The following is a 12,644-nucleotide window of genomic DNA, read 5'->3' as shown; positions in this document are numbered from 1 at the left end:
CGACGCCCACAGTAGGCCCCGATCGACCGTTCGCGTCACGGCTGGGGCAGACTGGGGGAGTGAGTTCACGCAACGACGCCCTCGTCTCGAAGGGTGGGAGCCTGCCCACCGCCAGCGCCGGTCTGACCGAGCGTTCCGGTCACGACCCCGATCCCGGTGGCCATTGGGGCATCTTCGGTGGGCGGCACGTCCCCGAGGCGCTCATGGCGGTCATCGAGGAGGTCACCGCCGAGTACGACAAGGCGCGCACGGACGAGTCGTTCCTGCACGAACTCGACCGGCTGCAGCGGGACTACACCGGACGCCCGTCGCCGGTGTTCGAGGCGACGCGACTGCGTGAGCACGCGGGCGGCGCCCGGATCCTGCTCAAGCGGGAAGACTTGAACCACACCGGGTCTCACAAGATCAACAATGTGCTGGGGCAGGTGCTGCTCGCCAAGCGGATGGGCAAGACCCGCATCATCGCCGAGACCGGTGCCGGTCAGCACGGTGTCGCGACGGCGACCGCATGTGCGCTGCTCGGCCTCGAATGCATCGTCTACATGGGTGCCGTCGACACCGCGCGGCAGGCTCTCAACGTTGCACGCATGCGGCTGCTCGGGGCGACGGTCGTGTCCGTCGACACCGGCTCGGCCACCCTCAAGGACGCGATCAACGAGGCGCTGCGCGACTGGGTCACCAACGCCGATCGCACCTACTACTGCTTCGGCACCGCGGCGGGACCGCATCCGTTCCCGATGCTCGTCCGCGACTTCCAGCGCGTCGTGGGTCTCGAGGCACGCGCCCAGGTGCAGGACATGACCGGACGCCTGCCCGACGCCGTCGTCGCGTGCGTGGGCGGTGGCTCCAACGCGATCGGCATCTTCCACGCGTTCCTCGACGATCCGTCGGTCAAGCTGGTCGGCTACGAGGCCGCGGGCGACGGCGTCGAAACCGGTCGGCACGCAGCGACGTTCACGGGCGGAAGCCACGGCGCGTTCCAGGGCGCGTTCTCGTACCTGCTGCAGGACGAGGACGGCCAGACCATCGAGTCGCATTCGATCTCGGCGGGCCTGGACTATCCGGGGGTCGGCCCCGAGCACGCGTACCTCAAGGAGACCGGGCGGGCGTCGTACGAGCCGATCACCGACACCGAGGCGATGGACGCACTGCTGCTGCTGTCACGCACCGAGGGCATCATCCCGGCCGTCGAGTCCGCACACGCCGTCGCCGGCGCGCTGAAGCTGGGCCGCGAACTCGGCGACGGCGCGATCATCGTCGTGAGCCTGTCGGGGCGCGGCGACAAGGACATGGACACGGCGGCCAAGTGGTTCGGCCTGTTCGACGAGGAAGGTACATCCAAGTGAGCCAACGAGTTTCGCGCCTGGCGCCGACGTTCGCGCAGTGCCGGGAGGAGAAGCGTGCCGCCCTCGTGGGATACCTGCCCGCCGGCTACCCGGACGTGCCGACGTCGATCGACATGTTCAAGACGATGGTCGACGCGGGCTGCGACATCATCGAGGTCGGGGTCGCGTACTCCGATCCGGTGATGGACGGCCCCACCATCCAGACGGCCGCGGAAACCGCACTGGCCAACGGAGTTCGGCTGCGGGACGTGTTCACCGTCGTCGAGCAGATCGCGTCCGTCGGCGGCAACGCCGTCGTCATGACGTACTGGAATCCGGTCCTCAAGTACGGCGTCGACAAGTTCTCCCGGGATCTGGCGTCCGCCGGTGGCCTCGGCATGATCACGCCGAACCTCATCCCGGAGGAGGCCGGTGACTGGATGGCCGCGTCCGAGGAACACCACCTGGATCGGATCTTCCTGGTCGCCCCGTCGTCGACCGAGGAGCGTCTCGCGATGACACTCGAGGCCAGCAGCGGATTCATCTACGCCGCATCGACGATGGGTGTCACCGGCGCCCGCGATGCGGTGTCGAACATGGCCCCCGAACTGGTGGCGCGGGTGCGGGCACACTCCGACATTCCGGTCGGCGTCGGGCTCGGTGTGCGCTCGGGTGCACAGGCCGCGGAGATCGCGTCGTACGCGGACGCCGTCATCGTCGGCTCGGCGATCGTCTCGGCCGTCGAGCAGGGGGCGGGTGCGGTGCGCACGCTCACCGAGGAACTCGCGAAGGGTGTGCGCTCGGCTACCGTGGCCTCGTGACTTCGATGGTGACTTCGACCGAGCTACTCGCCTACATTCCGAGCCCACCACAGGGTGTGTGGTACGTGGGGCCGCTGGCCCTGCGTGCCTACGCGCTGTGCATCGTCGCCGGTATCGTCGTCGCGATCGTGTGGGGCGACCGCCGGTGGGTGGCCCGCGGCGGCGAGAAGGGCACCGTCCTCGACATCGCGATCTGGGCGGTACCGTTCGGTCTGATCGGCGGCCGGCTCTACCACGTGCTCACCGACTTCTCGACGTACTTCGGTGCGGGCGGCAACCCGGTCGACGCCCTGAAGATCTGGCAGGGCGGCCTCGGCATCTGGGGGGCCGTGGCGCTCGGCGCCGTCGGCGCGTGGATCGGTTGCCGTCGCCGCGGTATCCCGCTGCCCGCGCTCGGGGACGCGATCGCCCCGGCGATCGTGCTCGCACAGGCCATCGGCCGGCTCGGCAACTGGTTCAACCAGGAACTGTACGGTCGCGAGACGACGGTGCCGTGGGGCCTGGAGATCTACGAGCGTGTGAACGACCTGGGCCGCACGGACGTGTTGAACGGTGTCTCCACCGGTGTCGTGCAGCAGGTCGTCCATCCGACGTTCCTGTACGAGCTGGTGTGGAACCTGCTCGTCGTGGTCCTGCTCGTGGTCGTCGACCGCCGTTTCGCGATCGGCCACGGCCGGCTGTTCGCACTGTACGTGGCCGGGTACTGCGCGGGCCGGTTCTGGATCGAACTGATGCGTTCCGACCATGCCACCGAGATCCTCGGTATCCGGGTCAACTCGTTCACGTCGGCGATCGTGTTCGTGTGCGCGGTGGCATACTTCGTGCTCGCGAAGAAGGGGCGTGAGGAGCCGGAGGATCTGCGGCCGCACCGCCCGGACGTCGTTTCCGTGAAGGGGGACAAGGCATGATCGACTTCAGTAAACCCGGTGACGGCGACCCGGAGGAGCCGGGGAAGCAGCAGCCGGCGACCCCGGAGTTCGGGTCGCCGTTCGACTACGACGCCACCGCGGACGCCTCCATGACCGAGTCGACGACCGGAACGTCGTCGGTGCCGCCGTCGGGCGGGCAGAGTGCGGGCCCCGGCTGGGACACCTATTCGGGAACGGGCAACGGCCCCGGCTGGGGTTCGGGTCCGAGTTACCCGCCGCCGACCGGGCCGGTGTTCGGGACACCGCAGCCGGAGTACTCGCAGCACCCGCCGGAGTACCCGCAGCCGACCCCGCCGCCGTACCCGGAGCAGCCGCCGTACCCGGCGACGCCGCCGCCGTACGCGGGCGGGTATCCGACCGGCTACGGGTTTGCCGATGCCGCCGCGCCGTTCGGCCGCGACCCGATCACGGGCGAGCCCTACTCGGACAAGACGAAGGTCGCGGCGGGTCTGCTGCAGATCTTCCTCGGCGCGTTCGGTGCGGGCCGCTTCTACACCGGGCACACCGGTGTCGCGATCGCGCAGATCCTCGTCACGTGGCTCACGTGCGGTCTCGGTGCGGTGTGGCCGGTCATCGACGGGATCGTGATGCTCGCCGGCACCGTCCGCGACGCGCAGGGACGCAAGCTGCGGCCGTGACGGCGGTGCAGGACCCACGCACACTGGACGCGTGAGCTCTCTCGATCTGGTGTGGTTCCGTCGGGACCTGCGACTGCACGATCTGCCGACGTTGCTCGCGGCAGCCGACTCGGCGGACACCGCGGCGGCGGTGTTCGTCCTCGACGACCGGTTGCTGCGGCCGGGCCCGCGTTCGACGTTCCTGTTGCGGTGTCTGCGCAGCCTCGACGCCGAGCTGGACGGCCGGTTGATCGTCGCGCGCGGGGATCCGGTGACGGTGATCCCGGCCCTGGCCCGGGAGACCGGTGCCGGCGCGGTGCACGTGTCCGCCGATTTCGCGCCGTACGGGGCGCGGCGGGACGCGGCCGTCGAGGCCGCGCTCGGCGACATTCCGCTGGTGCGGACCGGGTCACCGTATGCGGTGGCCCCCGGGCGGGTCCGTAAGGCCGACGGCGGCTCCTACCAGGTGTTCACCCCGTTTCGCCGCGCGTGGCTCGACCACGGCTGGCGGGCCCCGGCCGACACCGGGCGGGAGACGGTGTCGTGGGTGGACGTGGACGTGCCCGGACTGCGAGTGGACGTGCCCGCCGACGAGGAGACCGGCGTCGAACTTCCTCCGGCGGGGGAGGCGGCGGCGCGGGCTCGGTGGCGGGACTTCGTCGTCGACGGTCTCGACCGCTACCACCTCGACCGGGACCGCCCGGATCTCGACGCGACCAGCCGGATGTCGCCCTACCTGAAGTTCGGGTGCGTGCATCCGCGCACGCTGCTGCACGACGTGCGCGGCCGCTCGGACGACGGCGCGACGACACTGCGCAGCGAACTGTGCTGGCGCGACTTCTACGCCGACGTTCTGCACCGTCGTCCCGACACCGTGCGGGCCGCCTACAACCGGCGGTTCGACGCGCTGCGTCACGACACCGGACCGGACGCCGAGGATGCGTTCGCCGCGTGGCGGCAGGGGCGGACCGGGTTCCCGATCGTCGACGCCGGGATGCGTCAACTGCTGGCCGAGGGCTGGATGCACAACCGGGTGCGGATGATCGTCGCATCGTTCCTGACGAAGGATCTGCACGTGCCGTGGTGGTGGGGTGCCCGGCACTTCATGGACCGTCTGGTGGACGGCGACATCGCGTCCAACCAGCACGGGTGGCAGTGGACAGCCGGGTGCGGCACCGACGCCGCACCCTACTTCCGGGTGTTCAATCCGCTCACCCAGGGCGAGAAGTTCGACCCGACGGGGGACTACGTGCGCCGCTGGGTGCCGGAACTGCGGGGCGTCACCGGCAAACAGGTGCATCGTCTGCCGGACGGGCCGCCGCCGGGCTATCCGGCGCCCGTCGTCGACCATGCCGAGGAACGCCGGGAGGCCCTGGCCCGCTACGGGGAGATCTGACCGACGGGGCCGGGTTCCGGGGCCGCGGCGTCGAACAGCGACCCGTCCGCGGCACGCGTAGCGTCGAATCACTTCCGAACGTCGATCGAGTGGAGGTGGCCGGAACCGATGGGAATCCGATTCGACAGCGTCGTCGACGCGCCACGGGACGAGGTGTTCGCCTGGCACGCCCGACCCGGTGCCCTGCAGCGGTTGCTGCCGCCGTGGCAGCCGATGCACGCGATCAGCGAGGCGTCGTCCCTCGCGGACGGTCGGGCCGTGCTCGGGCTGCCCGGCGGCCTGCGGTGGGTGGCCGAGCACCGGCCCGACGCCTACGATCCGCCGACGTGTTTCGTCGACGCCCTCGGCGCCGACGGGTGGCGTTCGTTGCCGCCGCGAGTGATCGGACGGTGGCGGCACGAGCACCACTTCGAGGCCGTCGACGATGGGAGCACCCGTGTCACCGACCGCGTCGACACCCCGGTCCCCGGCCGGTTCCTCCGGCAGACGTTCCGATACCGGCACCGTCAACTCGCCGACGACCTCGCCGTCCACCGCTGGGCACGGGGCCACGGCATGCGGCCGGTGACCGTCGCGGTGACGGGGGCGTCCGGGCTGGTCGGCACTGCGCTCACCGCCTTCCTGTCCACGGGCGGCCACCGGGTGATCCGACTGGTGCGGCGGGAGCCGCGGCACGACGGGGAACGCCGGTGGGATCCGGACGCGCCGGCCGCGGACCTGCTCGACGGGGTCGACGCCGTGGTGCACCTGGCCGGGGCGTCCATCGCGGGCCGGTTCACCGACGAGCACCGAGCCGCGGTGCGCGGCAGCAGAATCGGTCCGACGCGGCGGCTCGCCGAATGCGCCGCAGCGGCGGCACACGGACCGTCGACGTTCGTGTCGGCGTCGGCGATCGGCCTCTACGGGTACGACCGCGGCGACGAGGTCCTCGACGAGACCGCTTCGCGCGGTGACGGTTTCCTCGCCGGAGTGGTCGCCGACTGGGAAGCCGCGACCGCACCGGCGGCCGAGGGCGGGTTGCGGGTGGTGACCGTGCGCACCGGCATCGTGCAGACGCCCCGCGGTGGGGTGCTGCACCTGCAGCGGCCGCTGTTCGCCGCCGGCCTCGGTGGCCGGCTCGGCAGCGGACGTCAGTGGCTGTCGTGGATCGACCTCGACGACCTGGTCGACGTCTATCACCGCGCCCTCGTCGACTCCCAGCTGTCAGGTCCGGTCAACGCTGTTGCGCCCGGAGTCGTCCGGAACGCCGAATACACGCGGGCACTGGCGCACGTGCTGCGCCGGCCGGCCGTGCTGCCGGTGCCCGCGCTCGGTCCCGGTGCCCTCCTGGGTCGGCAGGGTGCCCGCGAACTGGCCCTCGCGAGTCAACGTGTCGTGCCGCGCCGGCTCCTCGACGCCGGCCACCGGTTCCGGCGTCCCGCGCTCACCGACTGCCTCCGGCACCAACTCGGCCGTCTCGGGGCCATCCCGTGACCGGCCGGACCGGCGAGCCGCTGCGCATCCTCGTCACCGGGGCCACCGGCTACATCGGCGGCCGGCTCGCACCGCGCCTCGTCGCCGCCGGTCACCGGGTGCGTGCCCTGGCCCGAAACCCCGACAAGATCAGCGACGTGCCGTGGGCGTCGGACGTCGAGGTCGTGCGGGGCGACCTGACCGACCCCGCGTCGCTGGATGCCGCGTGCCGTGACATCGACGTCGTCTACTACCTCGTGCACTCGATGGGCGGGCCCGGCGAGTTCGCCGAGTCGGAGCGGCGCAGCGCGGAGAACCTCGCTGCGGCGGCGCAGCGCGCCGGTGTCGGTCGCATCGTGTATCTCGGTGGACTGCACGAGGAGTCGCCCCGGCTGTCGACCCACCTACGATCACGGAGCCGGGTGGGCGAGATCCTCGTGGACTCCGGGGTGCCGACGCTGGTACTGCAGGCCGGGGTGGTCATCGGGTCGGGTTCGGCGTCGTTCGAGATGATCCGGCACCTGACCGACCGGCTCCCGGTGATGACGACACCGCGGTGGGTGGACAACCGCATCCAGCCGATCGCGATCCGCGACGTGCTCTACTACCTGACCGCTGCCGCAACCGCCGTACTGCCGCACAGCCGGACCTACGACATCGGTGGCCCCGACGTGCTGCGGTACAGCGACATGATGCGGATCTACGCCGACGTCGCGGGGCTGCGTCCACGGCGGATCCTGGTCCTGCCGGTGCTGACCCCGCGGCTCGCCGGCCTGTGGATCGGCGCGGTCACCCCGATCCCGTCCCGGCTCGGCCGTGCACTCATCGAATCGGTGAGCACCGACGCCGTCGCCCGCGAGCACGACATCGACACGGTCGTCGAGCCGCCGCCCGGCGGGACGACCGGATACCGGGAGGCCGTCGCGCTCGCCCTGCACCGGATCGAGAGCGGCGACGTCGAAACCACCTGGGCCGACGCGTCCCCACTCGGCGCGCCCGCGGACCCGATGCCGTCCGACCCCGAATGGGCCGGGGAGACCGTCCATCTCGACGAGAGGTACCGGGACTGTGACCTTCCGATCGAACGCGTGTGGCAGGTCGTCGAGGGAATCGGTGGGGAGCACGGGTGGTACTCGTTTCCCCTCGCGTGGACGATCCGCGGCTGGTTGGACCGCATCGTGGGCGGCGTCGGACTGACCCGCGGCCGCCGCAATCCGCACACCCTGCATACCGGGGACGCCCTGGACTTCTGGCGGGTCGAGAAGATCGACCGACCGTATCTGCTGCGGCTGCGGGCCGAGATGCGCACCCCGGGCGGGGCGTGGCTCGAATGGCGGCTCGAGTCTCGGGGACGGGGAACGACACGCCTGCGCCAACGGGCGATCTTCTTCCCGAAAGGGATTGCCGGGCAGCTCTACTGGTACTCGTTGCTGCCGTTCCACGGAATCATCTTCACCGGCATGCTCGCGAACATCACCGGTGCCGCGCGGTCGGACCGCTGATTCAGAGGGTGCACAGTGGCCGGATCTCCTGGAGCCCGCCGGTGTTCGGTGAGGTGAACATGAGGCACGAGTTGTAGCCCTGCTGTTCCACCACCGTACGGATCTGCTGCCAGCCTGCCGTGTCGACAGCCGGCGATCGGGACAGGACGAAGCCGGACAGCCGGGTCGGATCACCGACCAGGACCCAGGAGTGGTCGTCGGCGACGGATGCGACGAGATAGTTGCTCGGGCCGTCCTGTTCCTCCTGGAAGGGCACTCCGGGGAACGAGACGTGCAGGGCGGCGGGACCGTTGATACGTGCGTTGCCCACGATCCCGCGGCGTTCGCCGGTGAACGTCGTGCACGAGTTTTCGACTCGGATGTTTCGCTCGTCGACCGCGGAGTAGGTCGCGGTGGTGTCGCGCGCACAATCGAGGTTGAACGGGGCGGGGTTGGCCGCCAACTGGTGCCAGGTGCCGAGGTAACGGCCGAGGTCGAGCTGAGCGACCGGCTCGAGGGGGGCGCTGTGTGCCGGCGCCGCACAGAGGACGGCAGCCGTCGCTGCAGCCACCGCGGCACCGATGATCGAACGCGTCATGGGATCTCCTGTTCATGTCATTCGAGAATCGCAGGCCGGAGTGGCTGCGGTATCACTGTGCTCCTCGGATTGTCACCGCGCTCCTCGTATGGTCGAGGGCCCTCACCGTATCGACCCCGGTGGCATGCGCCGGGCCGATACGGTGAGGAGATTCCGGGTGTTACTGCGCCGGCGGCACGAGGACCGAATCGATCAGGTAGACGGTCGCGTTCGCGGTCTGCACGCCGCCGCACACGACGTCGGCGTCGTTCACCTTCAGATCGTCCCCGGAGCCGGTGACGGTCAGGACCGTACCCTCGGCGGTCGCGTGCGTGCCGTCGACGTCGGCGGGCGCCAGCCGGCCCGGAACCACGTGGTACGTCAGGATCTTCGTCAGCGTCGCCGAATCCGTCTTCAGGGAGTCGATCGTGGCCGGATCGATCTTCGCGAAGGCGGCGTCCACGGGTGCGAAGACGGTGAACTCGCCGCCGTCGAGGGTGTCGACCAGGTTCACGTCCGGGTTCAACTGCCCGGACACGGCCTGCGTCAGGGTGGTCAGCATCGGATTGTTCGACGCCGCGACGGCGACCGGATCCTGCGCCATGCCCTCGACCGAACCGGCGCCGGTGGGCACCTGCTGCGCATACGCGGCGCATCCGGGGCCGACCAGGTCCGCGGCGGGATCGGCCGCCGCGGATGCCGTCGACTGCATGGACTGGGAGGACACCGGGGTGTCGGTCGCGGCGGAATCGTCGCTGTCGGAGGCACAGGCGGACAGTCCGAGGACCACCACTGCGGCGAGGCCGGCGGCGGCTGCGGTGCGGTACGTGTTCATCGTGGTTCCCACTTTCGATGTGGTCGGTGGGGTTCAGCGCGGTGCTGATGTCCCGGTGTCATCAGGCTTTCGGCGCCGGGGACGACGCGGATGGGTCGAGAGTGGAAAAATTTTTCCCGGAACCCTCCACCCGGGTCGGGGCCCATCCGATCCGGGTGCCGCACCGAACGTTTCACATGACGACACAGAAGCAGCGAGAGCCGTCCGGCCGGGCCCGAACCCTTCCCGGCCGTGCGCTGGCAGGCGTGCTGGCTGCCGGTGCGGTGCTGGGCGTGGGGGAACTGGTCGCGGTGCCGATCGGAGCCGCCTCGTCCCCGTTCCTCGCGGTCGGGGCGACGACGGTGGACCGGAGCCCGGCATGGGCGCGGGAGTTCGCGATCACCACGTTCGGCACCGACGACAAAGCCGCCCTGTTCCTGGGCACGACCGCCCTGATCGTGGTGTTCGCGGCCGTCGCAGGTGTCGTCGAACGGACCCGGCGCCCGTACGGCAGCGCGATCCTGCTCGCACTCGGTGCGGTCGGTGTCTACGCCGCCGCGACACGTCCCGGCGCCACGGCTTCATCGGTACTGCCCACTGTCGCCGGGGTTGCCGTGGGGATCGTGGTGCTGCGTCTGCTCACCGTCCGGTCCCGTGGGCTCGACGAACCGGACCGGCCCGGTGACGGCATGTCGCGGCGCCGGTTCCTGGTCCTCGCGGCGACGGTTGCGGCGGGAGCAGCGGCCGCCGGAGTGGCCGGCCGGCGTCTCGCCGCGACATTGGCGGGGGCGGTCCGCGACCGGGCCGCGTTCCTGATCCCGTCGGTGGCGGCCGCGGACCGGGCCCGCCCCGTCCCGCCGGCCGCCGACGTCGCGGTCCCCGGCGGCACCCCGTTCGTGACCGGGAACGACGACTTCTACCGCATCGACACGGCACTGCAGGTTCCCGTGCTCACCACTGCCGACTGGCGGTTGCGCATCCACGGCATGGTGGACCGTGAGAGGACACTGCGCTGGGACGACCTGGTGGCGCGGACACCGATCGAACGCACCGTCACCCTCACCTGCGTGTCCAACGAGGTCGGCGGCAACCTGGTCGGTAACGCCACCTGGATCGGCTACCCGATCGCCGACCTGCTCGACGAGGTCGGGGTGGCGCCGGACGCCGACATGCTGCTGTCCACGAGCATCGACGGATTCACGATCGGCACCCCGATCGCGACGCTGCTCGACGGCCGCGACGCGATCCTCGCGGTGACGATGAACGGGCAGCCGCTGCCGTTCGAGCACGGCTACCCGGTGCGCCAGGTGGTGCCCGGCCTGTACGGCTTCGTCTCCGCCACCAAATGGGTCGTGGACTGGGAGGTCACCCGGTTCGACCGGGCCCAGGCCTACTGGACGCGGCGCGGATGGGCGGCGCAGGCGCCGATCAAGACGGCGTCCCGGATCGACGTGCCGGCGTCGTTCGCGCGGATCCCGGCAGGGGAGACGATCGTCGCGGGCACCGCCTGGGCGCAGCACCGTGGCATCGCCCGGGTCGAGGTCCGCGTCGACGACGGACCGTGGCAGGACGCGACTCTCGCGCCCGAGTACTCGATCGACACGTGGCGGCAGTGGACGTGGCGATGGCAGGCGGCACCGGGAACCCACACCTTGCAGGTGCGGGCCACGGACCGGGACGGCGTCGTGCAGACCGAGGAGCGGGCGGCACCGGTGCCGGACGGCTCCAGTGGCCGGCACACCCGCTCGGTGACCGTCAGGTGAGTGCGATCGTGACGATCGGGTCCGCGGTCGGCAGGGGCGAGCCGCTGCCCGGTTCGACGGTGACCGCGACGGCGGTGGCCGCGTCCAGGTCCGGTACCACCTCGCCGCCGGGTGGCGGCATCGTGTCGGTGCTCATCGTCCCGGCCGAACGCGGTTCGCCGGATGCGGGGAGAAACCACATCTGGTAGACGTGCCCCTCGGGGGGGCGGTGGCACGTTCGACATCGACACGACGACGGCGTCGGCCCGCGCGGAGGAGCTGAGTGTGATGGTGCCGCCGGCGACGTCCGTGGTGACCGTCCGGGTGTCGGGGGCGGCGAGCACCTGCTCGACGGTCGGCGCCGACGGGGCGCGGTCGAGCTGCCGCACGACCACGCCGGCGCCCACCGCGACCACGAGGACGGCCGCGACTGCGGCGACGGCGCGGGTCAGTCGCCGCCGGCGGTGCGCACGCCGGTCCGCGAGGTCGTCGCGGGGGGAGCCGTCCGGTGCGGGCGCGGCCTCGTCGTCGATCGCCCGCAGCAGCCGGCTCCGGAGTTCGGGTGGTGGCGTGACGGCGTCCCGGGACGACACCTGCGCCATCGTCTCCCGGACGCCGGACACGATCCGGGCGAACTCTGCGGCCGTGGCGGTGGTCGCCGTGTCCAAGCGGCCGGTGATCGCGGCCCGCTCGGTGTCGGAGACGGCGCCGAGTGCGAACGGGTAGGCGAGGTCGAGCAGGTCCTGCTCGTCGTCGCTGCGGCGTTCAGGCATCGGTGTTCACCCCCAGACAGTTCTTCAGACGGATCAGGCCGTCGCGGATACGGGACTTGACGGTGGGCAGGGCCAGATCGAGATGGTCGGCGACCTCGCGGTAGGTGCGGCCGCCGTAGTACGCGAGGTCGATCGCCTCGCGTTGCGTGTCGGTGAGCGTTCCCAGGCAGTCGGCGACCTGCTGTTCGTCGAGGCGTTGTTCGACCTCCTCGGACACCGTGTCGTGGTCGCGTCCGAGGTGGGCCGCACCGTACACGTGGTTGCGGTCCGTCGCGGACTGTTCGGCGCGCACCCGGTCCACACTGCGGCGGTGGGTCAGGGTCATCAGCCATCCGATCGGGCTTCCCAGGGCGGGGTCGTACTGCTGCGCCGTCGACGTCCACACCTGCAGGTACACCTCCTGGGTGAGCTCCTCGGCCAGCGCAGGGTTTCGCAGGACCCGGACCGCGAGACCGAACACCCGGGCACTCGTGTGGTCGTAGAACTCGGCGAACGCGTCACGGTCTCCGCCGGCGACCGCACCGAGCAGCTCGGCGAGCACCGCGGGAGTGGGGGCCCGGTGTTCGGCGCCGGTGCCGGTCCGGCGTGGACTGTCCATTCCCGAATGGTTCCACACTCCTGATTCGGAGCTGGGGACGTCGCGGATCGGTGCACGAGTGGGGGCGGCCGCGACTGTTTCGTCATCGATTCCGGTGGCCGGGGCGCGGTAAACTGGCC

General features: G+C 70.9%; 12 protein-coding genes and 1 pseudogene. 8 read left to right on the top strand and 5 right to left on the bottom strand.

The features are described from left to right. Positions 1-59: 59 nt before the first annotated feature. The 7 genes from trpB (at position 60) to Q5696_RS11960 (ending at position 8,042) form a co-directional block, all read left to right on the top strand. Positions 60-1,346, top strand: a complete 1,287-nt coding sequence (trpB, locus tag Q5696_RS11990; RefSeq protein ID WP_305091574.1) for a tryptophan synthase subunit beta — start codon at positions 60-62, stop codon at positions 1,344-1,346. Further along, positions 1,343-2,146 (top strand): tryptophan synthase subunit alpha, encoded by an 804-nt coding sequence (gene trpA / locus Q5696_RS11985; protein ID WP_305091573.1) that lies wholly within the window; start codon positions 1,343-1,345, stop codon positions 2,144-2,146. Before trpB ends, trpA begins: the two co-directional genes overlap by 4 nt. A 5-nt stretch (positions 2,147-2,151) precedes the next feature. Beyond that, positions 2,152-3,054: a prolipoprotein diacylglyceryl transferase gene (gene lgt / locus Q5696_RS11980; protein WP_305095262.1), complete on the top strand. Its 903-nt coding sequence runs from the start codon at positions 2,152-2,154 to the stop codon at positions 3,052-3,054. Further along, positions 3,051-3,713 (top strand): TM2 domain-containing protein, encoded by a 663-nt coding sequence (locus Q5696_RS11975; RefSeq protein ID WP_305091572.1) that lies wholly within the window; start codon positions 3,051-3,053, stop codon positions 3,711-3,713. Before lgt ends, Q5696_RS11975 begins: the two co-directional genes overlap by 4 nt. 31 nt (positions 3,714-3,744) lie before the next feature. Further along, the gene (locus Q5696_RS11970) at positions 3,745-5,088 is read left to right on the top strand and encodes a cryptochrome/photolyase family protein (protein ID WP_305091571.1); all 1,344 of its coding nucleotides are present in this window, start codon (positions 3,745-3,747) and stop codon (positions 5,086-5,088) included. A gap of 108 nt (positions 5,089-5,196) precedes the next feature. Continuing rightward, a complete protein-coding gene (locus tag Q5696_RS11965; RefSeq protein ID WP_305091570.1) occupies positions 5,197-6,561 on the top strand; it encodes a TIGR01777 family oxidoreductase in 1,365 nt (454 codons plus the stop codon). Continuing rightward, positions 6,558-8,042, top strand: a complete 1,485-nt coding sequence (locus Q5696_RS11960; protein WP_305091569.1) for an SDR family oxidoreductase — start codon at positions 6,558-6,560, stop codon at positions 8,040-8,042. Before Q5696_RS11965 ends, Q5696_RS11960 begins: the two co-directional genes overlap by 4 nt. 1 nt (position 8,043) lies before the next feature. Here the strand turns inward: Q5696_RS11960 and Q5696_RS11955 are convergent, their stop codons facing one another. Together Q5696_RS11955 and Q5696_RS11950 are read right to left on the bottom strand one after the other, a co-directional pair. Further along, on the bottom strand, positions 8,044-8,619 hold the full coding sequence (locus Q5696_RS11955) for a lipocalin family protein (RefSeq protein WP_305091568.1): 576 nt from the start codon (positions 8,617-8,619) through the stop codon (positions 8,044-8,046). A gap of 160 nt (positions 8,620-8,779) precedes the next feature. Further along, the gene (locus Q5696_RS11950; protein ID WP_305095261.1) at positions 8,780-9,433 is read right to left on the bottom strand and encodes a fasciclin domain-containing protein; all 654 of its coding nucleotides are present in this window, start codon (positions 9,431-9,433) and stop codon (positions 8,780-8,782) included. A gap of 176 nt (positions 9,434-9,609) precedes the next feature. Here Q5696_RS11950 and Q5696_RS11945 point away from each other — a divergent pair, with 176 nt between their 5' ends. Beyond that, positions 9,610-11,175, top strand: coding sequence for a molybdopterin-dependent oxidoreductase (locus Q5696_RS11945; RefSeq protein WP_305091567.1), 1,566 nt, complete (start codon positions 9,610-9,612; stop codon positions 11,173-11,175). Here Q5696_RS11945 and Q5696_RS11940 read toward each other — a convergent pair. The 3 genes and pseudogenes from Q5696_RS11940 to sigK all read right to left on the bottom strand — a co-directional run bounded on the left by Q5696_RS11940 (position 11,168) and on the right by sigK (position 12,525). After that, entirely contained in the window at positions 11,168-11,356 is a 189-nt protein-coding gene (locus tag Q5696_RS11940) for an anti-sigma factor (RefSeq protein WP_305091566.1), read from the bottom strand. The genes Q5696_RS11945 and Q5696_RS11940 overlap by 8 nt on opposite strands. A gap of 454 nt (positions 11,357-11,810) precedes the next feature. Then, positions 11,811-11,927, bottom strand: a pseudogene (locus Q5696_RS21570) (RskA family anti-sigma factor); the annotation flags it as partial. After that, positions 11,920-12,525 carry an ECF RNA polymerase sigma factor SigK gene (gene sigK, locus Q5696_RS11930; RefSeq protein WP_305091565.1) on the bottom strand — a complete coding sequence of 202 codons (606 nt, stop codon included), beginning with the start codon at positions 12,523-12,525 and terminating at the stop codon, positions 11,920-11,922. The pseudogene Q5696_RS21570 and the gene sigK, both read right to left, overlap by 8 nt. Positions 12,526-12,644: the final 119 nt, after the last annotated feature.

The sequence above is a fragment of the Prescottella sp. R16 genome (genome assembly GCF_030656875.1).
GTDB lineage: Bacteria > Actinomycetota > Actinomycetes > Mycobacteriales > Mycobacteriaceae > Prescottella.
The sequence above is the reverse complement of the archived record's forward strand: the minus strand, read 5'-3'. Positions and strand labels throughout refer to the sequence as shown.